Origin of the sequence: Streptomyces sp. NRRL S-1022, assembly GCF_000720135.1 — a bacterium.
Classification (GTDB): Bacteria; Actinomycetota; Actinomycetes; order Streptomycetales; family Streptomycetaceae; genus Streptomyces.
In genome coordinates, this window is sequence record NZ_JOIU01000010.1 from 127,601 (window position 1) to 148,331 (window position 20,731).

The window sequence follows — 20,731 nt, forward strand, 5'->3', positions numbered from 1 at the left end:
CAGGAACGGCAGGAAAACCGCGGTTTCCATCAACCGCCTCCGCTCGCGAAGGGACGTACATGCCCATGGGTCACATGACCACAGCCGAGGCAGGCTCCGGGGGCCTGACAGCGACCGAGCACCGCCTGGCCAACGGTCTGCGCGTGGTGCTCTCCGAGGACCACCTGACCCCGGTGGCGGCGGTCTGCCTCTGGTACGACGTCGGCTCCCGGCACGAAGTCAAGGGCCGTACCGGCCTGGCTCACCTTTTCGAGCACCTCATGTTCCAGGGCTCCGCGCAGGTGAAGGGCAACGGCCACTTCGAACTGGTGCAGGGCGCCGGCGGCTCGCTCAACGGCACCACCAGCTTCGAGCGCACCAACTACTTCGAGACCATGCCCGCCCACCAGCTGGAGCTGGCGCTCTGGCTGGAGGCCGACCGCATGGGCTCCCTGCTGGCCGCCCTGGACGACGAGTCCATGGAGAACCAGCGGGACGTCGTCAAGAACGAGCGCCGCCAGCGCTACGACAACGTGCCGTACGGCACCGCCTTCGAGAAGCTGACCGCGCTCTCCTACCCGGAGGGCCACCCCTACCACCACACGCCGATCGGCTCCATGGCGGACCTGGACGCGGCCACCCTGGAGGACGCCCGCCAGTTCTTCCGCACGTACTACGCGCCGAACAACGCGGTGCTGTCCGTGGTCGGCGACATCGACCCGCAGCAGACCCTCGCCTGGGTCGAGAGGTACTTCGGCTCCATCCCGTCCCACGACGGCAAGCCCGCGCCCCGCGACGGTTCCCTGCCGGACGTGATCGGCGAGCAGAAGCGCGAGGTCGTCGTGGAGGAGGTCCCGGCGCGCGCCCTGATGGCCGCCTACCGGCTCCCGCACGACGGCACGCGCGCGTGCGACGCGGCCGACCTCGCGCTGACCGTCCTCGGCGGCGGCGAGTCCTCCCGCCTGTACAACCGGCTGGTGCGCCGCGACCGTACGGCCGTCGCGGCCGGCTTCGGCCTGCTCCGCCTGGCCGGCGCGCCCTCCATGGGCTGGCTGGACGTGAAGACCTCCGGTGACGTCGAGGTGCCGGTCATCGAGGCCGCCATCGACGAGGAGCTCGCCCGGTTCGCCGCGGAGGGCCCCACGCCCGAGGAGATGGAACGCGCCCAGGCCCAGCTGGAGCGCGAGTGGCTGGACCGGCTCGGCACGGTCGCCGGCCGCGCCGACGAACTGTGCCGGTTCGCGGTCCTGTTCGGCGACCCGCAGCTCGCCCTGACCGCCGTCCAGCGCGTCCTGGAGGTGACCCCGGAGGAGGTCCAGGAGGTCGCCAAGGCCCGTCTGCGGCCCGACAACCGCGCGGTCCTCGTCTACGAGCCGAAGTCCCCGCAGGCCGCCCCGGACGCCGACGTCCCCGAGGACCCGGAGCAGGAAGCAACCGTAGAGGCCGGCAACGAGAACGAGGAGACGGCCAAGTGACCGAGCTCGCCACCATGGACTTCCACCCCCGGCCGCAGCCCGGCGAGGCCAGGCCCTGGGCGTTCCCGGCCCCCGAACGCGGCACGCTGGACAACGGCCTGACCGTGCTGCGCTGCCACCGCCCCGGCCAGCAGGTCGTCGCCGTCGAGGTGCTGCTGGACGCGCCGCTGGAAGCCGAGCCGGCCGGCCTGGACGGCGTCGCCACGATCATGGCGCGGGCCTTCTCGGAGGGCACCGACAAGCACTCCGCCGAGGAGTTCGCCGCCGAGCTGGAGCGCGCGGGCGCCACCCTGGACGCGCACGCCGACCACCCCGGCGTCCGGCTCAGCCTGGAGGTCCCGGCCTCCCGCCTGGCCAAGGGCCTCGGCCTGCTCTCCGACGCCCTGCGCGCGCCCGCCTTCGCCGAGAGCGAGGTCGAGCGGCTGGTCCGCAACCGCCTGGACGAGATCCCGCACGAGCTGGCCAATCCCTCCCGCCGGGCCGCCAAGGAGCTCTCCAAGGAGCTGTTCCCGGCGACCTCGCGCATGTCCCGGCCGCGCCAGGGCACCGAGGAGACGGTCGAGAAGATCGACGCCGGTGCCGTGCGCGCCTTCTACGACCGCCATGTGCGGCCCGGCACGGCCACCGTGGTCGTCGTCGGCGACCTGACCGGCACCGACCTGGACGGGCTGCTCGGCGACACCCTGGGCGCCTGGACCGGCACCCCGGGCGAGCCCCGCCCGGTGCCGCCGGTGACCGCCGACGACACCGGGCGCGTGGTCATCGTGGACCGTCCCGGCGCCGTCCAGACGCAGCTGCTCATCGGCCGGATCGGCCCCGACCGGCACGACCGGGTGTGGCCCGCCCAGGTGCTCGGCACGTACTGCCTGGGCGGCACCCTCACCTCCCGTCTGGACCGTGTCCTGCGGGAGGAGAAGGGCTACACCTACGGCGTGCGCTCCTTCGGGCAGGTCCTCAGGTCCGCGCCGGACGGCACGGGCGCGGCGATGCTCGCCATCAGCGGCTCCGTGGACACGCCGAACACCGGTCCGGCCCTGGACGACCTGTGGAAGGTGCTGCGGACCGTCGCGGCGGAGGGCCTGACCGACGCCGAGCGGGACGTCGCCGTGCAGAACCTCGTCGGCGTGGCGCCGCTGAAGTACGAGACCGCGGCGGCCGTCGCGAGCACGCTGGCCGACCAGGTCGAGCAGCACCTGCCCGACGACTTCCAGGCGACGCTGTACCGGCAGCTGGCCGCCACGGGCACGGTGGAGGCCACCGCGGCCGTCGTGAACGCCTTCCCGGTGGACCGTCTGGTGACCGTCCTCGTCGGTGACGCGGCCCGGATCAAGGCGCCGGTGGAGGCGCTCGGCATCGGTGAAGTGACCGTGGTGGCGGCCGAGTAACGGCACGCGCGCGAGGGCCCTGGCGACCTACGGGTCGTCAGGGCCCTGCTGTTCCACTCGCCCCCTCAGATGCCCGTTTTGGGGCGGAGGTTGCCTGTCTGCCCTGTGGGATGCGCTACAAAAACCCGGCTGCGTTTGAGGATTGAAAGCGCGCCACCGTAGCTTCGTCCAGGCTGTTCGTCAGGCAGTGCGCCGCACCCGCGGCACCGGACAGTCATCGCCGAGTCCCCGTACGGCGCGAGCCAGGGGAGCCGGGGACCCATCGTCCCTGGGGTGAATCGGGCGCCCGCGCGGCTGCGAGGGGGCCCGTAGGAGACCTTCCTGCTCCGAACCCGTCAGCTAACCCGGTAGGCGAGAGGGAAGGAAAGGACCAGCCACTTCATGGCGTTCATGTGCGCCACCGGGAAGCACCGCAAGCCCGGCCGGGTCAAGCGGACCACCGCCCAGGCGGCCGGCGTCGCCGCCCTCACCACCACCGGCGTGATCGGCACCCTCGCCGCCTCCCCGGCGCTCGCCGCCGAGAACCCCACGGAGCAGACCGGTCTCGTCCCCGTCCTCACCGTGACCGAGGACGTGCCCGAGCAGATCGACGCGCAGGCCACCGCCCAGCAGCAGGCCGCCGAGCTGAAGGCGGCCCGGGAGGCCGCGACGAAGGCCGCCGCCAAGCGGGCCGAGGAGGTGCGCGTGGCCAAGGCCCGTGCCGCCCGTGAGGCCGAGCGCAAGCTGCTGAACACCTTCGTCGCCCCCATCGCGCACTCGTACGTCTCCACGGGCTACCAGGCCAGCAGCTCGCTGTGGTCCTCCGGTTCGCACACCGGCATCGACTTCCACGCGGCCAGCGGCACGGCCGTCCACGCGGTGGGCTCCGGCACGGTCGTGTCCACCGGGTGGGGCGGCGCGTACGGCAACCAGATCGTCCTCCGCATGGCGGACGGCATGTACACGCAATACGGCCACCTGTCGTCCATCGGGGTCACGGTGGGCCAGAAGGTCGTCCCGGGCCAGCAGATCGGCCTGTCCGGCGCCACCGGCAACGTCACCGGCCCGCATCTGCACTTCGAGGCGCGGACCACCCCCGAGTACGGCTCGGACATCGACCCGATCGCCTACCTCCGCAAGCACGGCGTGCACGTCTGACGGCCCGCGCACGACCCTCCGAGGCCCCGGCTCCCCGAGCCGGGGCTTTCGCCGTTTATCGGGGTGTCCGCCGGATCCGCCGACCAAAAAGATATCCATCGACGAGGGCCTGCCATCGGAAATTCCGGTCCCTTGGAATAGAGTCACGGAACACGCGTCCATCGTCGGCGTAATACGGGGATCAAGGCGGAGGTCGGTCATGCGTATTCCGGCGCACTCGGTGTGCACCGCAGTCCGGGACGACATCGTCGCGGGCGTCTACGAGCGCGGCAGCCGCCTTACCGAGGAAGTCCTGGCACGCCGGTACGGCGTCTCCCGCGTCCCGGTGCGTGAGGCCCTGCGCACCCTGGAGGCCGAGGGCTTCGTGGTGACGCGCCGGCACGCGGGCGCGTGCGTGGCCGAGCCGACCGAGCAGGAGGCCGCCGACCTGCTGGAGATGCGGATGCTGCTGGAGCCGCTGGGTGCCGCCAGGGCCGCCCAGCGGCGCACCGAGGCCCATCTGAAGGTGCTGCGCGGCCTGGTCCGGCTGGGCCAGGAGCGGGCCAGGCGGGGCGGCAGCGAGGACCTGCGCTCGCTGGGGGGCTGGTTCCACGAGACCCTCGCCCAGGCCTCCGGTAGCCCCTCGCTGACCTCGATGCTGACCCAGCTGCGGCACAAGATTGCCTGGATGTACACGGTGGAGGCGCCGGCCGGCCCGCTGGAGTCCTGGACGGAGCACGGCGCCATCGTGGACGCGGTGGCGCGCGGGGACGCCGAGCGCGCGCGGGCGCTCACCACGCTGCACGCGGAGCGCGCGACGGGCTCGCACCGGCTGCGCTTTTCCGGTGCCGCGGAGCGTGTGAGGACTTCGCAACGAGCCGTAAACATGTCGGGCCAGCGGCATTAACACGGGGGCCGTATACAAAGGAGAGTTATTACGGGGCGGGGGTTCGCGGGATGTTCTCCGCTGCCCGAATTCATCGGTGCGGTAATTCGTGCGGTTTTCCGGGAACCGGGGACCGGGAATCGGGTGAATCAACGGCACGGATGACGCATCACGGATGACGCGGATACGGCGAAGCCGCGCCCGCCCCGAAAGGCGAACGCGGCTCCGGCGCTCTGCGCGGTACTCGCTCAGACGGTCTCGGGCAGCTCCTCCAGGCCCTCGGAGACCAGCTTGGCCAGCCGGTCGAGCGCGGCGTCCGCACCCTCGGCGTCGGAGGCGAGGACGATCTCCTCGCCGCCCTGGGCGCCCAGGCCCAGAACGGCGAGCATGGAGGCCGCGTTGACGGGGTTGCCCCCGGCCTTGGCGATCGTCACCGGGACGCCTGTGGCCGTGGCGGCTCGGACGAAGATGGAGGCGGGGCGGGCGTGGAGGCCCTCGGCCCAGCCGACGTTGACGCGGCGCTCAGCCATGTGTTGCTGCCCTTCGGTGTTCAGGGTTGTCTAGACCAGTTTCCCACATCGTGAAGCGTGCCCGGAGGGGACGTCCGTCCCCTTCCGTCGTGGCACCGGACCGCGGCCTCGGTCCGGCTTCCCGTCCTCCACAGACTGCCTCGCGCCGCTGTCGTACGCGAGCCGTACTCTGGGGCCCATGCAGAGCTCGGCGGACCGGCATGACCGGCACCAGTACCCCGCCCACTGGGAGGCGGACGTGGTGCTGCGCGACGGTGGCACCGCGCGCATCAGGCCCATCACCGTTGACGACGCCGACCGCCTGGTCAGTTTCTACGAGCAGGTCTCGGACGAGTCGAAGTACTACCGCTTCTTCGCGCCGTACCCACGGCTCTCCGCCAAGGACGTCCACCGCTTCACGCACCACGACTTTGTGGACCGGGTGGGACTCGCGGCCACCATCGGCGGCGAGTTCATCGCCACCGTACGCTATGACCGCATCGGCACCGACGGCATGCCCGCCTCCGCGCCCGCCGACGAGGCCGAGGTCGCCTTCCTGGTGCAGGACGCCCACCAGGGCCGCGGGGTCGCCTCCGCCCTGCTGGAGCACATCGGGGCCGTCGCGCGCGAGCGGGGCATCCGCCGCTTCGCCGCCGAGGTGCTGCCCGCCAACACCAAGATGATCAAGGTGTTCACGGACGCCGGCTACACCCAGAAACGCAGCTTCGAGGACGGCGTCGTCCGCCTGGAGTTCGACCTCGAACCCACCGACCGCTCCCTCGCCGTGCAGCGCGCGCGGGAGCAGCGCGCCGAGGCCCGCTCGGTACGGCGGCTGCTCGCACCCGGCTCGGTCGCGGTCGTCGGTGTCGGACGCGCCCCCGGCGGCGTGGGCCGCGGCGTCCTCGGCAACATCCGCGACGCGGGCTACACCGGCGGTCTGCACGCGGTGAACAAGCTCTTCCCCGAGGACCTCAAGGAGGTCGACGGGGTGCCCGCGCACCGCTCGGTGCGGGACATCGCCGGGCCTGTGGACCTCGCCGTCGTCGCCGTACCGGCCGAGCAGGTGCCCGCCGTGGTCGCCGAGTGCGGCGAACACGGCGTCCAGGGGCTGGTCGTGCTCTCCGCCGGGTACGCCGAGAGCGGCCCCGAGGGGCGCGAACGGCAGCGGGCCCTGGTCCGCGCCGCGCGCGCGTACGGCATGCGGATCATCGGCCCGAACGCCTTCGGGCTCGTCAACACCGCCCCGGACGTCCGGCTGAACGCCTCGCTCGCCCCCGAGATGCCCCGCCCCGGCCGCATCGGCATGTTCGCCCAGTCCGGCGCCATCGGCATCGCCCTGCTGTCCCGGCTGCACCGGCGCGGCGGCGGCGTCACGGGGGTCACCGGCGTGTCCACCTTCGTCTCCGCCGGCAACCGCGCCGACGTCTCCGGCAACGACGTCCTGCAGTACTGGTACGACGACCCCGAGACCGACGTCGTCCTCATGTACCTGGAGTCCATCGGCAACCCCCGCAAGTTCACCCGCCTCGCCCGGCGGACGGCGGCGGCCAAGCCCCTCGTGGTGGTCCAGGGGACCGGCACGGCACCGCAGGGCCACGCGGTGCGGGCCACCCGGCTGCCGTACGCGACCGTCTCCGCGCTGCTCAGGCAGGCCGGCGTGATCCGGGTCGACACGATCACCGAACTGGTCGACGCGGGGCTGCTGCTCGCGCGCCAGCCGCTGCCCACGGGCCCGCGCGTGGCCATCCTCGGCAACTCCGAGTCGCTGGGCGTGCTGACGTACGACCGGTGCCTGGCCGAGGGGCTGCGGCCGGCCCGGCCCGTGGACCTGACGACGGGGGCGACCGCGGAGGACTTCCACCGGGCGCTCGCCGCCGCGCTGGCCGACGGCACGAACGACGCCGTCGTCGTCACGGCGATCCCCGCGATCGGGGAGGGCTCCCCGGGCGACGCCGAGCTGGCGGAGGCGCTGCGGTCGGCCGCGGCCGCCGTGCCGGGCAAACCGGTGCTGGTGGTGCACGTGGAGCTCGGCGGACTGGCCGAGGCCCTGTCGGCCGCGGCGAGCACCGCCCCCGGAGCCGGCGACCGCGCGCCCGGCCCCGCTGGAGCGGCCGTCCCCGCCCCCCTGACCACCCCACCCGAAGGCACCCACCTCATCCCCGCCTACCCCGCCGCCGAACGCGCCGTTCGGGCCCTCGCCGAAGCCGTCAGGTACGCCGGGTGGCGGCGGGACGCGGCCGAGCCCGGGAAGGTGCCGGAGTACGACGACATCGACGAGAAGGGGGCCGCGCGGCTGATCGGCGAGCTGCTCACGCGCGGGCAGGGGCTCACCATCTCCGACGCCGAGACCTGCGAGCTGCTCGGCAAGTACGGCATCTCCGTGCGCCGCGCCCTGCCCGCGCCCACGCCCCGGGCCGCCGTCGAGGCCTCCCGCGCGCTCGGCTACCCGGTCGCCCTCAAGGCCACCGCCCCCCACCTGCGGCACCGCGCCGACCTGGGCGGGGTCCGCCTGGACCTCGCCGATGAGGAGCAACTGCTGCGGGCGTACGCCGAGTTGACCGAGCTGTTCGGACCGCCGGAGGAGCTGCGGCCGGTGGTGCAGGGCATGGCACCGCGCGGCGTCGACACGGTCGTCCGCGCGGTGATCGACCCGGCGGCCGGCGCCGTGCTGTCCTTCGGCCTGGCCGGCGCCGCCTCCCAGCTGCTCGGTGACATGGCCCACCGGCTGGTCCCGGTCACCGACCGGGAGGCGGCCTCGCTGGTGCGGTCCATCCGGACGGCCCCTCTGCTGTTCGGCTGGCGCGGCTCCACGCCGGTGGACACCCCGGCCCTGGAGGAGCTGCTGCTGCGGGTGTCCCGGCTGGTCGACGACCACCCCGAGGTGGTCGCGGTCACCCTGGAGCCGGTCGTCGTCGCCCCGCACGGCGTGAGCGTCCTCGGCGCCACCGTCCGGCTCGCACCCCCGCCGGCCCGCGACGACCTGGGCCCGCGGACCCTGCCGGCCTACTGAGCGGGCGGGGGACCGCATGGAGACCGCCGCACGGGAGCCGCCCGAGGGCGGCCGGCCGGACCGGCGCCTGCGCGGCGGGGCGGCTGCGCCCGGCCGCCGGCCACGGCCTCACCCGCCGCCACGGCCCGGAGAGGGTCTCCACCGACCCTCCCCTTCCGTCCCCTCCTCTCCGGCCCGCCGGGCTTCCAGGACCCCGTCTTCCGTCCGCCCACCCCCGGGGAGGCGCCGCATCCGGGGCGGACACCGGGGGCCGGGGGCCGGGGGCCGTCCGCCGCCCGGTGGCCGCCGGAGAACCGCAGACCCGGCCGGGGCCCGTGCCGGGACCGCCGGGCGCGGGCGCGTGGACCGCCCCCGGTCCGCGCGACTGGCCCGGACCGCCCTTGCCCACGGATTAGGATGGACGCCATGGCCAAGACCAGTACGACGACCCAGGGGCTGCGCGCGGCGATCGAGCGCAGCGGCTACTACCCGGCCCTCGTGGCCGAGGCGGTGGAGGCCGCGGTGGGTGGCGAGCCCGTCCGGTCGTACCTGGTCCACCAGGAGACGACGTTCGACCAGAACGAGGTGCGCCGGCACGTCACCGTGCTGGTCCTCACCGGCAACCGCTTCATCGTCAGCCACACCGACGAGCAGGCCGCCGACAGCACGTCCCCGACGCCGTACGCCACCACCTCCACCGAGTCGGTGAAGCTCGACCGGATCTCCTCCGTCGTGGTCAGCCGGGTCGTCGCGAACCCGGAGCAGTACACGCCGGGCACGCTGCCCCGCGAGGTGGTGCTGACCATCGGCTGGGGCGCGGTCAGCCGCATCGACCTGGAGCCCGCCGCCTGCGGCGACCCCAACTGCGACGCCGACCACGGCTACACGGGCAGCTCCACGGCGGACGACCTCAGCCTGCGCGTCAGCGAGGCCGGCGACGGCCCGGAGACGGTGCGCCAGGCGCTCGCCTTCGCGCAGGCCATCTCGGAGGCGACCGCGGACCTCACGCGCTGATGTCCCAGCTCTCCGCCTGGGACCACCCGGAACCCCTCGCCCTGGACACCGCGCCGCTGCCCGAGTACGGCACCGGCTCCCTGGCCGACCTGCTGCCCACCCTGGCCGCCGGTATGGGCGTGCCCGGCCTGACCGCCACGATCGGGGAACTGACCGCCACCGACCGGGTCTGTGTCTTCCTGATCGACGGGCTCGGCTGGGAACAGCTCCGGGCCCACCCGGACGAGGCCCCCTTCCTCACCTCCCTGCTCGGCAGCTCGCGCGGCGGCACCGGCCGCCCGCTCACCGCCGGCTACCCGGCGACCACGGCGACCTCCCTCGCCTCCGTCGGCACCGGCCTGCCGCCCGGCCTGCACGGCCTGCCCGGGTACGCCGTGCGCAACCCGGGCACCGGCGAGCTGATGAACCAGCTCCGCTGGCAGCCGTACACGGAACCGCGCCGCTGGCAGCCGTACCCCACCGTCTTCCAGCTGGCCCACGAGGCCGGCGTGCACGCCGCCCAGGTGTCCTCGCCCACCTTCGAGCACACCCCGCTCACCAAGGTGGCGCTCAGCGGCGGCCGCTTCCACGGCCGGCTCACCGGCGAGGACCGCATGGACCTGGCCGCCGCGCAACTGGCCGCCGGGGACCGCTCGCTGGTCTACACGTACTACTCCGAGCTGGACGGCGCCGGGCACCGCTACGGCGTCGCCTCCGACACCTGGCGCGGCCAGCTCATGAACGTCGACCGGCTCGTCCAGCGCCTCGCGGAGCAGCTGCCCCCGCGCAGCGCCCTCTACGTCACCGCCGACCACGGCATGGTCGACGTGCCGTTCGACGAGCAGCACCGCATCGACTTCGACGAGGACTGGGAGCTGCGCGCCGGCGTGGCCCTGCTGGGCGGCGAGGGCCGGGCCCGGCACGTGTACGCGGTCCCGGGCGCCGAGAACGACGTCCTGACCGTCTGGCGCGAGGTGCTCGGCGAGCAGTTCTGGGTGGCCTCGCGGGACGAGGCGATCGCGGCCGGCTGGTTCGGGCCGCGGGTGGACGAGCGCGTGTACCCGCGGATCGGGGACGTGCTCGCCGCCGCGCACGACGACGTCCTGATCATCGCCTCCGAGCGGGAGCCCAAGGAGTCGGCGCTGGTCGGCAACCACGGCTCGATGACCCCTGCCGAGCAGCTGGTCCCGCTGCTCGAAGTACGCTCCTGACACCTCGCCCCCGCCCGACGACTCACCGAAAGGTGCTCAACCCCTCATGCCCGAGCTGGTGTTCTTCTCCGGAACGATGGACTGCGGGAAGTCGACGCTGGCTCTGCAGATCGAGCACAACCGCTCCGCGCGCGGACTGGCCGGCATGATCTTCACCCGGGACGACCGGGCGGGCGAGGGCAAGCTGTCCTCCCGGCTGGGCCTGGTCACCGACGCGGTGGAGGTCGAGGACGGCCAGGACCTGTACGCCTACCTCGTGGACCATCTCTCGCAGGGCGGCCGGGCCGACTATGTGATCGCGGACGAGGCGCAGTTCCTCGCGCCCGAGCAGATCGACCAGCTCGCGCGCGTGGTGGACGATCTCGGCCTGGACGTGTTCGCCTTCGGCATCACCACCGACTTCCGCTCCAAGCTGTTCCCGGGCTCGCAGCGGCTGGTGGAGCTGGCCGACCGGATCGAGGTGCTCCAGGTGGAGGCGCTGTGCTGGTGCGGCGCCCGGGCCACGCACAACGCCCGCACGGTAGGCGGCGAGATGGTGGTCGAGGGCGCCCAGGTGGTCGTCGGCGACGTCAACCAGTCCGCGGGCGAGGTCGGCTACGAGGTGCTGTGCCGCCGCCACCACCGGCGCCGGATGACCGCCGCGTCCGCCCGCGCGGCGGCCCTGTCCCCGGACGTCCTGCCCGTCCCGGCCCCCTGAGGCGCACGGGCTCAGCGCGGGTCCTGGACCACCGAGAACTCGGCGCCCTCCGGGTCCGCCACCATCGCCACCCGCCCGTGCGGGCTGTCGTGGGCCTGCCGGAGGATCCGTCCGCCAAGCCCGGTGACCTGCCGCAGCGTCGCACCGAGGTCGGCCACCTCGAAGTACGTCTGCCAGAACGGCCCCCGGTCCCGGGGCAGGGCGTGGCCCACACCGTGCAGCCCGGCCACCGGCCGGCCGTCCAGGAGCAGGGTCAGGTAGTCGAAACCGGCGGAGACCACCGGCTCCTCCTCGTAGCCGAACACGCTCTTGTAGAACTTCGCGACGCTCTCCGTCTCGAAGGTGACCAGTTCGTTCCAGACGGGCGTGCCGGGCACGCCGCTGATCGCCGTGCCGAAGAGCGCGCTGCCCTGCCAGATCCCGAACACCGCCCCGGAGGGGTCGGCGGCGATCGCCATCCGCCCGGCCTCGGCGGCGTCCAGCGGGCCGACTGCCACCGTGCCGCCGCACAGCCGTACGGTGTCGGCGGTCTGGTCGACGTCGTCCGAGGCGAAGTACGGCGTCCAGGCGACCGGCAGCCGGCGGTCCGGCGGCAGCTGGCCCATGCCCGCCACCTCCCGCCCGTCCAGCAGCGCCCGCACGTACGGGCCGAGCTGCTGCGGGCCCGGCCGGAACTCCCAGCCGAACAGCTCACCGTAGAACTCCTCGGTGCCGTCCAGCCCGTGCGCCATCAGGCTCACCCAGCTGGGCGTGCCGGGCACGCGCCGCGCGTGCGGACCGTCCGACTCCGGTGCCTCGGTCATCGATCACTCTCTCCCCGGCCCCTCGCGGTGGCCGTGTCGCTTCCGCTCCCCGGCAGGGGTGTCCACGCCGCTGGCGCGTACGCCCGTGCCGGTGCCCGCATCCTCCGGCGGTGCCGCGGGGCCGTACCGCGCCGCTCGGCCGTCACTCCGGGAGGATGCCCGATCTGCCGTCTTCGCCGCTTCCTGACGATGCCGACGGGAGCCCGTCGGCTGTACAGCACGTGCTCGATCCGGTACGCCCGGTGATCGAGCCTGTCCGGCCGAGCAGAGTAGCCGCACCTGGACGCCGCGGCCACCCCTGGCGTATGGATGGACGCCATGACAGCCATCATCACCGCAACCGATCTCGCCCACGAGCTGACCGGGGACGCCCCGCCCACGCTGCTGGACGTGCGCTGGCAGCTCAGCACGGCGAAGGCGGCGGGCGCGCCGGCCTTCGACGGCCGGGCCGCGTACGCGGCCGGGCACATCCCCGGCGCGGTCTTCGTCGACCTGGACCGCGAGCTGGCCGCCGCGCCCGGAGCGCAGGGCCGGCATCCGCTGCCCGACCTGGCGGAGTTCGGTGCCGCGATGCGTCGCGCGGGCGTGTCGGCGGGGCGGCCGGTCGTCGTGTACGACGGCGGGCAGGGCTGGGCCGCCGCGCGCGCGTGGTGGCTGCTGCGCTGGACGGGTCACCCGGACGTGCGGGTGCTCGACGGCGGGTTGCCGTCCTGGCGGGGCGAGCTGTCCACCGGCGAGCCGGAGGCCCCGGCCGAGGGCGACTTCGTCCCGGAGCCGGCCGCCGCCGGGCTGCTGGACGCGGACGGGGCCGCGGCCCTGGCCCGAACGGGTGTGCTGCTGGACGCGCGCGCGGGGGAGCGGTACCGCGGGGAGGTGGAGCCCATCGACCGGGTCGGCGGGCACATCCCGGGCGCGGTGTCGGCGCCGACGACGGAGAACGTGGGCCCCGACGGCCGCTTCCTGCCCGCGGCGGAGCTGAAGGACCGCTTCAAGGCGCTGGGGGTGTCCGAGGACACCGAGGTGGGCGTGTACTGCGGTTCGGGCGTCTCCGGCGCCCACGAGGTCCTCGCACTCGCCGTGGCGGGCGTCCCGGCGGCCCTGTACGTGGGTTCGTGGTCCGAGTGGTCCTCGGACCCGGCGCGGCCGGTGGCGGTGGGAGCGGATCCGCAGTAGCGGGCGGCCCGAAGAGGGGGCACGCGCGCGTGCCCCCTCCCGCATCCGTACGGGCGGCCTACTCCTGCTTCTTGCGGCGGGTGCCGAACACGATCTCGTCCCAGCTCGGCACGGCGGCACGGCGGCCGGGGCGGACGCCGTCGGCCTCGGCCTGCCGGTCGGTCGCGCCGACCAGCCGGTCGCGGTGGCTGCTGACCGAGCGCGGCATGAGGACGTCCGCGTAGGCGGAGCCGGCGGACGCGGCGGGCGCCGGCGGCTCCTCGGCGACCGGCTCGTCGTCGGGCTCCTCCGAGGGCTCCGCCGGCCGCTCCGGGACCACCAGGTCGCCCCGGAAGCTCGGTACGGCCTCCAGCAGGCTGGTCAGCGAGTCGCGCTCATCCGCGTCGTCCTCGTCCGGTTCCGACGGCTGCGCGGGCAGGCCGGGCCGCTCGCGGTCGATCCGTTCGAGCGCGCGGTCCATCGAGCGCTCGCGCGGCAGCCGGGCGATGCGCGGGACGAACGGGAAGCTCGGCTCCGGCACGGCGAGGTCGTCGGACTCGCCGATCAGCGAGCGCGCCTCCTCGTCCACGGCCTGTACGAGCCGCCGGGGCGGGTCGTACGTCCAGCTCGCCGAGTGCGGTTCGCCCGCGACCCGGTAGACGAGGAGCACCTCCCAGGTGCCGTCGTCGCGGCGCCAGGAGTCCCACTGCACGGTGTCCTTCTCGGCGCCGCGCAGCAGCAGCCGCTCCTGCACGGTTTCGCCGAGCAGCGGGCCGGAGTTCTCGCCGGGGCGGCGGACCGGGGTCTTGCGGGCCCGCTCGGCCATGAAGGCGCGCTCGGCGAGCACGGGACCCTCGAACCGCCGTACCCGGTCGACCGGGATGCCGGCGAGCTGGGCGACCTCTTCCGCGGTGGCACCGGCCCGTATCCGCGCCTGGATGTCACGCGGGCGGAGATGGCTCTCGACCTCGATCTCGATCTGGCCGAGACGGGGACGGTCGCCGCGCACGGCGGCGCGCAGGCGTTCGTCGATCGGAAGGGTGTACTCCGTAGAGTCGGCAGCCTTCAGCACCAGCCGTGTGCCGTCATTCGAGACGGCCACGACACGCAGTTCGGGCATGGGGACCTCCCGGGTGGTGCCTGCCGACGTCACGTGCGTCGCTGCTTCCGCTAGTCGAGTGTGGCCTGCCCGGGTGCAGCCTGCCACAACCTTGCCGAGTTGCCCGGCGTGTCGGGCACGGGCCCGAGATCGCCGTTATGGCACGGTTACCTGTTCGCAACGCTAAGTGACCAACTCCGTCACCCTGTGCAACTAGCCCCCTCCCGGCGGTCCTGCAAGGCCGCGGGCACCCTGGTGGGAGGCCGGACCCAGGGCTCGCAACAGTACTCCATTCGGACCACCTGCGTGGATCGGCGCGCCGCCCAACTTCTGGCAAGGGCGGGGACTTGGCCCGGCGCAACCGGTTTTACCGATCATGAAAGTGGCCGACTTCACGCGATCGCCGGAAACGGAACGAAAGGGTCCGTCCGGCTGCGCCCCCAGCCCTCCGCAGGCTCAACGCCCCAGCCTCCGCGGGTTCTACGCCCCCAGCACCCTCCGCAGGTAGTCGTTCTGGAACAGCCGGTCCGGGTCCAGGCGGTCCCGCAGTGCGGTGAACTCGCCGAAGCGCGGGTACACGCGGGCGAAGTACTCGGCGTCGCGCGTGTGCACCTTGCCCCAGTGCGGGCGCCCCTCGTGCGCGGTGAAGATGCGCTCGGCGGCGGTGAAGTACGCCTGATAGGGCGTGCCCCGGAACATGTGCACGGCGATGTAGGCGCTGTCGCGGCCCGAAGCGGTGGACAGCGCGATGTCGTCGGCCGGCGCGGTGCGCACCTCGACCGGGAAGCCGATCCGCAGCCCGGAGCGGTCGACCATGGCCTTCAGTTCGCGCAGCGTCGCGACGAGCGCCGCGCGCGGGACGGCGTACTCCATCTCCACGAAGCGCACCCGGCGCGGCGAGGTGAAGACCTTGTACGGGATGTCCGTGTACGTGCGCGCGGACAGGGCCCTGCTGGAGATCCGCGCGATCGCCGGAACGGTCGCGGGGGCCGCGCGGCCGATCCACTGGGCCACCTGGAAGACGCCGTTGGAGAGGAACTCGTCCTCGAACCAGCCGGCGACCTGCCCCACCGGCTGTGCGGGGCCGGCGCTGCGGTTGTTGCGCTTGGTGTTGGTGCTGCCGGTGTGCGGGAACCAGTAGAACTCGAAGTGCTCGTTCTCGGCCCACAGTTGATCGAACTCGGCGAGGACCCGCTCGAAGGGCATGGGTTCCTCGCGCGCGGTGAGCAGGAACAGCGGCTCCACGGCGAAGGTGATCGCGGTGACGATCCCCAGGGCGCCGAGCCCGATGCGGGCCGCGGCGAACACCTGCGGGTTCTCCTTCTCGGAGCAGGTGAGCAGCGAGCCGTCGGCCGTGACGAGCTCCAGCCCCTTGATCTGCGCGGCGATCGAGGCGGACGTGCGTCCCGTGCCGTGCGTGCCGGTGCTGGTGGCTCCCGAGACGGTCTGCTCCATGATGTCGCCCATGTTGGTGAGCGACAGGCCCTCGCGCGCGAGGGCGGCATTGAGTCTCTTGAGCGGGGTACCCGCCTCCACGGTGACCGTCATGGACGCCCGGTCGATGGTGCGTATACCGGTCAACAGTTGAGGGCGTATCAATACACCGTCGGTGGCGGCGATCGAGGTGAAGGAGTGCCCGGTCCCGACCGCCTTCACCTTCAGGCCGTCCTCGCGCGCCCGGCGCACCGCCGCGGCCAGCTCCTCCACCGAGGCCGGCGCGACCTGCCGGGCGGGCCGGGCGGAGACGTTCCCGCCCCAGTTACGCCAGGTGCCGTTCATCCCGCTCGCTGTGCTGCCCAACGGTGCCTCCCCGACCCGAGGCCGGCCTGCGCAGCCGGCGGTACCCGAGGAAACCGACCGCGACCGCGACGGCTCCGGACACGGCCGGAACCCCGTACCCGGCCCGTGCCCCGGCCGCGTCGATCACCCAGCCGGCCACGGAGGAGCCGACCGCGATGCCGACGGCGAGGCCGGTGCTCACCCAGGTCATGCCTTCGGTGAGCTGCGCGCGCGGTACGTGCTCTTCGATGAGGGACATCGTCGTGATCATCGTCGGTGCGATGGACAGCCCCGCAACGAACAGCGCCACGGCCAGAAGCGGCAGGTTTCCGACCAGTAGGAGGGGGATCATACTCACGGCCATCCCCGCCACGCCCAGCAGCCAGCGGCGTTCCGGCGCCCCGCTGAAGCGCAGCAGTCCGAAGACCACGCCCGCGACGCAGGAACCGGCCGCGTACAGCGCCAGCACCACGCTCGCGGCGCCCTTGTGGCCGCGCTCGTCGGCGAAGGCGACGGTGACCACGTCCACGGCGCCGAAGATCGCGCCGGTCGCCACGAAGGTGGCCACCAGCACCTGGAGCCCCCGCGCGCGCAGGGCGCTGCCGCCGCCGTCCCGCTCGCGCGGGTGCGGCTCGGGCTCGGTGGCGCGCTGGGCGGTCAGCCACAGGACGCCGGCCGCGAGGAAGCAGGCGGCCAGCAGGGGACCCGCCTCCGGGAACCAGGCCGTGGACAGACCGATGGAGATGATCGGACCGAAGATAAAGCAGACCTCGTCCACGACCGACTCGAACGAGTAGGCGGTGTGCAGCTTCGGGGTGCCCCGGTACAGCGCCGCCCAGCGGGCCCGGATCATCGCGCCCAGGCTCGGCACCGTGCCGATCCCGGCCGCGCAGATGAACAGCAGCCAGTCCGGCCCCCGCAGGTGGGCGGTGAGCAGCAGTCCGGCCGCCGCGGCCAGGGCGACCAGGGTCGCGGGGCGCAGCACCCGCCGCTGCCCGTGCCGGTCCACCAGCCGGGAGATCTGCGGCCCCACCGCGGCGGCGGACAGCGCCATGGCCGCCGACAGGGCACCCGCGAGGCCGTACCGCCCGGTGAGCTGGGAGACCATCGTGACCACGCCGATGCCCATCATCGACAGCGGCATCCGGCCGATGAGTCCCGCGGCGGAGAAGGCCTTGGTGCCGGGCTCGGCGAACAAGGCTCTGTAGGGGCTGGGCACGTGGTCTCCGGAACGGCTCGGTAAGGCGCGAATGCGGCTCATACAGCTTACGAGTTAGGGCAACCTAATCGCACCCGGTGCGAGGCCCGAGAAAAACGTCCCGAACCGGCGCGAACCGACCCCTCACCCCGCTGTTTCCCCGCTGTCGGTGCCGGGTGGCAGGATCGACTCATGCCAGACGCGCTCGATGCCACCCCGTACGACGCCCTGCTCCTGCTCTCCTTCGGCGGCCCCGAAGGCCCGGACGACGTGGTCCCGTTCCTGGAGAACGTCACGCGCGGGCGCGGCATCCCCAAGGAACGCCTCAAGGAAGTCGGGCAGCACTACTTCCTGTTCGGCGGGGTCAGCCCCATCAACGACCAGAACCGCGCCCTGCTGGACGCCCTGCGCAAGGACTTCGCCGAACACGGCCTGAACCTGCCGGTCTACTGGGGCAACCGCAACTGGGCGCCGTACCTGACCGACACCCTGCGCGAGATGGTCGCCGACGGCCGCCGCCGCATCCTCGTCCTGGCCACCAGCGCCTACGCGTCCTACTCGGGCTGCCGCCAGTACCGGGAGAACCTCGCCGACGCGCTGGCCGCCCTGGAGGCCGAGGGCCTGGAGCTGCCGAGGGTGGACAAGCTGCGGCACTACTTCAACCACCCCGGCTTCGTCGAGCCCATGACCGACGGCGTGCTGCGGGCCCTGGAGGACCTCCCCGAGGACGTCCGCGCGGGCGCCCACATCGCCTTCACCACCCACTCCATCCCGACCTCGGCCGCCGACACCTCCGGCCCCGCCGAGGCCCACGGCGAGGGCGGTGCCTACGTCGAGCAGCACCTGGACGTGGCCCGGCTGATCGCCGACGCCGTCCGCGAGCGCACCGGCGCCGACCACCCCTGGCGGCTCGTCTACCAGTCCCGCTCCGGCGCCCCGCACATCCCGTGGCTGGAGCCCGACATCTGCGACCACCTGGAGGAGCGGCACGCGTCCGGCGCGCCCGCCGTGGTCATGGCCCCCATCGGTTTCGTCTCCGACCACATGGAGGTCCTCTACGACCTCGACACCGAGGCCAAGGCCAAGGCCGAGGAGCTGGGCCTGCCGGTGCGCCGCTCGGCCACCGTGGGCGCCGACCCGCGGTTCGCCGCGGCCGTCCGCGAGCTGGTCACGGAGCGCGCGGCCGTGGAACGCGGCCAGGAGGTCACCCCGTGCGCCCTGGGCACGCTGGGCGCGAGCCACAACGTCTGCCCGGTCGGCTGCTGCCCCGCCCGTGCGCCCCGCCCGGCCGCCGCCGGCGCCGACAGCCCCTACGCGTGAGGAGACCCGTGACCGACGCCCTGCACCGGGACCTGCTTGCCCTCGCCCGGGAGGCCGCCCGCCGGGCCGGCGAGCTGCTGCGCGACGGCCGCCCCGCCGACCTCGCCGTGGCCAGGACGAAGTCCAGCCCCATCGACGTCGTCACCGAGATGGACATCGCGGCGGAGAAGCTGATCACCGACCTGATCTCCGGGCGGCGGCCGGACGACGGCTTCCTCGGCGAGGAGGGCGCCTCCGTCGAGGGCACGAGCGGCATCCGCTGGGTGATCGACCCGCTCGACGGCACCGTCAACTACCTGTACGGCCTGCCGACCTGGGCGGTGTCCGTCGCGGCGGAACAGGACGGCGAGACCGTCGTCGGCGTCGTCGCCGCCCCCATGCGCGGCGAGACGTACCACGCCGTGCGCGGCGGCGGCGCGTGGGCGACCGGTGCATGGGAGGGCGAGCGGGCGCTCGCCTGCCGCCCCGCGCCCCCGCTGGACCAGGCCCTGGTCTCCACCGGGTTCAACTACGTCACCGAGGTCCGCACCCACCAGGCGGAGGTGGCCGCCCGGCTCGTCCCGCTGCTGCGGGACATCCGGCGCGGCGGTTCGGCGGCGGTCGACCTGTGCGACGTGGCCTGCGGCCGGCTCGACGGGTACTACGAGCGGGGTCTGCACGCGTGGGACGTCGCGGCCGGTGACCTGATCGCCCGGGAGGCGGGCGCGCTGACCGGTGGGCGGCCCGGAGAGCGCCCCTCGGGGGACCTGACCGTCGCGGGGACGCCCGGGGTGTTCGAGCCCCTCCAGCGGCTCCTGGAGGACTTCGGCGCCTGGCACGACTGACCGGCACCGCGGCAGCCGCACGCGAAGGGACCCCGGCGCTGGATTCGCCGGGGTCCCTTCTTGCGCTTCCGAGCCGATCAGACGCGTGACGCGCCGACCTCCACACCGTGTTCGGCGGCGAGGCGTCGCAGGTCGTCGAGCTCTGACTGCTCCACCTCGGCGAGGAAGTCGTCGCCCTCGTCACGAGCCCGCGACAGGTCGGTCTCGGTCGCCCTTATGCGCTGCAGAAGTCCTGCGGTGAAAGCGTCCATGCTGCGCCCCCTCGTCCAGGGTCGTGGGTCGGTGGCACGGGGGTGTGCCGTAGGGAAGAAGCGATCACGTCTCTCGCAGGTGCCCAGCGCTGCCCGGCCGGGCGGCGACGGTGCCGGACACCCGCGCCCGCTCTGCGAAACGGATGGCGGGGTACCGCACGGTGCTGCGGCACATGCAGAGCGTGATCGCGGGGTGTAAAGCCGTCCTCCCCCAGCTCCCTTCCGCGGAAACCTCAACCGGCGCAGAAATTCTCGTATTCCCGCCCCAGGAAGCCCTTCCTGCCGCCCGGACCCCGCCTTACAGCCGACTTATGGCCGAAAAGGGCAGGATGGGGGTCAACCCACGGACAGCCCTGCCCGCAGGCGCTCACGGCGCGCTGCGCGGGTGGACATGAGGAAGGACAAGCGACGTGCGCGTACTCGTCGTCGAGGACGAGCAACTGCTCGCCGATGCGGTGGCCACCGGACTGCGCCGGGAGGCCATGGCCGTCGACGTCGTGTACGACGGTGCGGCCGCCCTGGAGCGCATCGGCGTCAACGACTACGACGTGGTCGTCCTCGACCGCGACCTCCCGCTCGTGCACGGCGACGACGTGTGCCGCAGGATCGTCGAGCTGGGCATGCCCACGCGCGTGCTGATGCTCACCGCGTCCGGCGACGTCAGCGACCGCGTCGAGGGCCTGGAGATCGGCGCCGACGACTACCTGCCCAAGCCGTTCGCCTTCAGTGAGCTGATCGCCCGGGTGCGCGCCCTCGGCCGCCGCACCAGCGTGCCCCTGCCGCCGGTCCTGGAGCGCGCCGGCATCAAGCTCGACCCCAACCGCCGCGAGGTCTTCCGGGACGGCAAGGAGGTCCAGCTCGCGCCCAAGGAGTTCGCGGTGCTGGAGGTGCTCATGCGCAGCGAGGGGGCCGTGGTGTCGGCGGAGCAGCTGCTGGAGAAGGCCTGGGACGAGAACACCGACCCCTTCACCAACGTGGTGCGGGTGACGGTGATGACCCTGCGCCGCAAGCTCGGCGAGCCGCCCGTCATCGTCACCGTCCCCGGCTCCGGCTACCGGATCTGAT

The 20,731-nt window shown here is 73.4% G+C and carries 18 protein-coding genes and 1 riboswitch; of the genes, 12 read left to right on the forward strand and 6 right to left on the reverse strand.

Annotation, left to right across the window (positions count from 1 at the left end):
* Positions 1 to 59 precede the first annotated feature (59 nt).
* From IG05_RS0115435 to IG05_RS0115450, 4 genes are all read left to right on the forward strand, one after another.
* The gene (locus IG05_RS0115435) at positions 60 to 1,454 is read left to right on the forward strand and encodes a M16 family metallopeptidase (protein ID WP_030342952.1); all 1,395 of its coding nucleotides are present in this window, start codon (positions 60 to 62) and stop codon (positions 1,452 to 1,454) included.
* Positions 1,451 to 2,839, forward strand: a complete 1,389-nt coding sequence (locus IG05_RS0115440) for a M16 family metallopeptidase (protein WP_030342953.1) — start codon at positions 1,451 to 1,453, stop codon at positions 2,837 to 2,839. The genes IG05_RS0115435 and IG05_RS0115440 overlap by 4 nt, the downstream gene beginning before the upstream one ends.
* Positions 2,840 to 3,047: 208 nt before the next feature.
* A riboswitch (cyclic di-AMP (ydaO/yuaA leader) is annotated at positions 3,048 to 3,208 on the forward strand.
* A 12-nt stretch (positions 3,209 to 3,220) separates the two neighbouring features.
* The gene (locus tag IG05_RS0115445; RefSeq protein WP_030342955.1) at positions 3,221 to 3,976 is read left to right on the forward strand and encodes a M23 family metallopeptidase; all 756 of its coding nucleotides are present in this window, start codon (positions 3,221 to 3,223) and stop codon (positions 3,974 to 3,976) included.
* A gap of 199 nt (positions 3,977 to 4,175) precedes the next feature.
* Positions 4,176 to 4,862 carry a GntR family transcriptional regulator gene (locus tag IG05_RS0115450; RefSeq protein WP_030342956.1) on the forward strand — a complete coding sequence of 229 codons (687 nt, stop codon included), beginning with the start codon at positions 4,176 to 4,178 and terminating at the stop codon, positions 4,860 to 4,862.
* Positions 4,863 to 5,089: 227 nt separating this feature from the next.
* Here IG05_RS0115450 and IG05_RS0115455 read toward each other — a convergent pair whose 3' ends face one another.
* Positions 5,090 to 5,371: an HPr family phosphocarrier protein gene (locus IG05_RS0115455; protein WP_030342958.1), complete on the reverse strand. Its 282-nt coding sequence runs from the start codon at positions 5,369 to 5,371 to the stop codon at positions 5,090 to 5,092.
* 178 nt (positions 5,372 to 5,549) lie between these two features.
* On the opposite strand from IG05_RS0115455, the gene IG05_RS0115460 reads away from it, so the two are divergent.
* The 4 genes from IG05_RS0115460 to IG05_RS0115475 all read left to right on the forward strand — a co-directional run bounded on the left by IG05_RS0115460 (position 5,550) and on the right by IG05_RS0115475 (position 11,240).
* The gene (locus IG05_RS0115460) at positions 5,550 to 8,360 is read left to right on the forward strand and encodes a bifunctional GNAT family N-acetyltransferase/acetate--CoA ligase family protein (protein WP_030342959.1); all 2,811 of its coding nucleotides are present in this window, start codon (positions 5,550 to 5,552) and stop codon (positions 8,358 to 8,360) included.
* A 405-nt stretch (positions 8,361 to 8,765) separates the two neighbouring features.
* Positions 8,766 to 9,353 (forward strand): DUF5998 family protein, encoded by a 588-nt coding sequence (locus IG05_RS0115465; RefSeq protein WP_234335867.1) that lies wholly within the window; start codon positions 8,766 to 8,768, stop codon positions 9,351 to 9,353.
* The gene (locus IG05_RS0115470; RefSeq protein WP_030342963.1) at positions 9,353 to 10,543 is read left to right on the forward strand and encodes an alkaline phosphatase family protein; all 1,191 of its coding nucleotides are present in this window, start codon (positions 9,353 to 9,355) and stop codon (positions 10,541 to 10,543) included. Before IG05_RS0115465 ends, IG05_RS0115470 begins: the two co-directional genes overlap by 1 nt.
* A 46-nt stretch (positions 10,544 to 10,589) precedes the next feature.
* Positions 10,590 to 11,240: a thymidine kinase gene (locus IG05_RS0115475; RefSeq protein ID WP_030342964.1), complete on the forward strand. Its 651-nt coding sequence runs from the start codon at positions 10,590 to 10,592 to the stop codon at positions 11,238 to 11,240.
* An 11-nt stretch (positions 11,241 to 11,251) separates the two neighbouring features.
* Here IG05_RS0115475 and IG05_RS0115480 read toward each other — a convergent pair whose 3' ends face one another.
* Positions 11,252 to 12,043, reverse strand: a complete 792-nt coding sequence (locus tag IG05_RS0115480) for a VOC family protein (RefSeq protein ID WP_030342966.1) — start codon at positions 12,041 to 12,043, stop codon at positions 11,252 to 11,254.
* A gap of 318 nt (positions 12,044 to 12,361) precedes the next feature.
* On the opposite strand from IG05_RS0115480, the gene IG05_RS0115485 reads away from it, so the two are divergent.
* Positions 12,362 to 13,216 (forward strand): sulfurtransferase, encoded by an 855-nt coding sequence (locus IG05_RS0115485; RefSeq protein ID WP_030342968.1) that lies wholly within the window; start codon positions 12,362 to 12,364, stop codon positions 13,214 to 13,216.
* Between the two features lie 58 nt (positions 13,217 to 13,274).
* Here IG05_RS0115485 and sepH read toward each other — a convergent pair whose 3' ends face one another.
* The 3 genes from sepH to IG05_RS0115500 all read right to left on the reverse strand — a co-directional run bounded on the left by sepH (position 13,275) and on the right by IG05_RS0115500 (position 17,292).
* Positions 13,275 to 14,315, reverse strand: coding sequence for a septation protein SepH (gene sepH / locus IG05_RS0115490; RefSeq protein WP_030342969.1), 1,041 nt, complete (start codon positions 14,313 to 14,315; stop codon positions 13,275 to 13,277).
* A 459-nt stretch (positions 14,316 to 14,774) separates the two neighbouring features.
* Entirely contained in the window at positions 14,775 to 16,094 is a 1,320-nt protein-coding gene (locus IG05_RS0115495; protein WP_030342971.1) for a D-arabinono-1,4-lactone oxidase, read from the reverse strand.
* Positions 16,054 to 17,292, reverse strand: coding sequence for an MFS transporter (locus IG05_RS0115500; RefSeq protein WP_030342972.1), 1,239 nt, complete (start codon positions 17,290 to 17,292; stop codon positions 16,054 to 16,056). Before IG05_RS0115500 ends, IG05_RS0115495 begins: the two co-directional genes overlap by 41 nt.
* Before the next feature lie 171 nt (positions 17,293 to 17,463).
* Between IG05_RS0115500 and IG05_RS0115505 the strand changes: the two genes are divergently transcribed.
* Both IG05_RS0115505 and IG05_RS0115510 read left to right on the forward strand, forming a co-directional pair.
* Positions 17,464 to 18,591, forward strand: coding sequence for a ferrochelatase (locus IG05_RS0115505; protein WP_030342974.1), 1,128 nt, complete (start codon positions 17,464 to 17,466; stop codon positions 18,589 to 18,591).
* 8 nt (positions 18,592 to 18,599) lie between these two features.
* The gene (locus IG05_RS0115510; protein ID WP_030342976.1) at positions 18,600 to 19,415 is read left to right on the forward strand and encodes an inositol monophosphatase family protein; all 816 of its coding nucleotides are present in this window, start codon (positions 18,600 to 18,602) and stop codon (positions 19,413 to 19,415) included.
* A gap of 77 nt (positions 19,416 to 19,492) precedes the next feature.
* On the opposite strand, the gene IG05_RS48355 is transcribed toward IG05_RS0115510, so the two are convergent.
* On the reverse strand, positions 19,493 to 19,666 hold the full coding sequence (locus IG05_RS48355; RefSeq protein ID WP_199808318.1) for a hypothetical protein: 174 nt from the start codon (positions 19,664 to 19,666) through the stop codon (positions 19,493 to 19,495).
* 410 nt (positions 19,667 to 20,076) lie between these two features.
* Here IG05_RS48355 and IG05_RS0115520 point away from each other — a divergent pair, with 410 nt between their 5' ends.
* Positions 20,077 to 20,730 (forward strand): response regulator transcription factor, encoded by a 654-nt coding sequence (locus IG05_RS0115520; protein WP_007387794.1) that lies wholly within the window; start codon positions 20,077 to 20,079, stop codon positions 20,728 to 20,730.
* Position 20,731 lies beyond the last annotated feature (1 nt).

Excerpts from the sequence above, each read along its gene's own strand:
- IG05_RS0115445 (WP_030342955.1), top strand. The coding sequence starts at position 3,221 with ATGGCGTTCATGTGCGCCACCGGGAAGCACCGCAAGCCCGGCCGGGTC.
- IG05_RS0115435 (WP_030342952.1), top strand. The coding sequence starts at position 60 with ATGCCCATGGGTCACATGACCACAGCCGAGGCAGGCTCCGGGGGCCTG.
- sepH (WP_030342969.1), bottom strand. The coding sequence starts at position 14,315 with ATGCCCGAACTGCGTGTCGTGGCCGTCTCGAATGACGGCACACGGCTG.
- IG05_RS0115465 (WP_234335867.1), top strand. The coding sequence starts at position 8,766 with ATGGCCAAGACCAGTACGACGACCCAGGGGCTGCGCGCGGCGATCGAG.
- IG05_RS0115460 (WP_030342959.1), top strand. The coding sequence starts at position 5,550 with ATGCAGAGCTCGGCGGACCGGCATGACCGGCACCAGTACCCCGCCCAC.
- IG05_RS0115475 (WP_030342964.1), top strand. The coding sequence starts at position 10,590 with ATGCCCGAGCTGGTGTTCTTCTCCGGAACGATGGACTGCGGGAAGTCG.
- IG05_RS0115480 (WP_030342966.1), bottom strand. The coding sequence starts at position 12,043 with ATGACCGAGGCACCGGAGTCGGACGGTCCGCACGCGCGGCGCGTGCCC.
- IG05_RS0115455 (WP_030342958.1), bottom strand. The coding sequence starts at position 5,371 with ATGGCTGAGCGCCGCGTCAACGTCGGCTGGGCCGAGGGCCTCCACGCC.
- IG05_RS0115450 (WP_030342956.1), top strand. The coding sequence starts at position 4,176 with ATGCGTATTCCGGCGCACTCGGTGTGCACCGCAGTCCGGGACGACATC.
- IG05_RS48355 (WP_199808318.1), bottom strand. The coding sequence starts at position 19,666 with ATGGACGCTTTCACCGCAGGACTTCTGCAGCGCATAAGGGCGACCGAG.
- IG05_RS0115505 (WP_030342974.1), top strand. The coding sequence starts at position 17,464 with ATGCCAGACGCGCTCGATGCCACCCCGTACGACGCCCTGCTCCTGCTC.
- IG05_RS0115470 (WP_030342963.1), top strand. The coding sequence starts at position 9,353 with ATGTCCCAGCTCTCCGCCTGGGACCACCCGGAACCCCTCGCCCTGGAC.
- IG05_RS0115485 (WP_030342968.1), top strand. The coding sequence starts at position 12,362 with ATGACAGCCATCATCACCGCAACCGATCTCGCCCACGAGCTGACCGGG.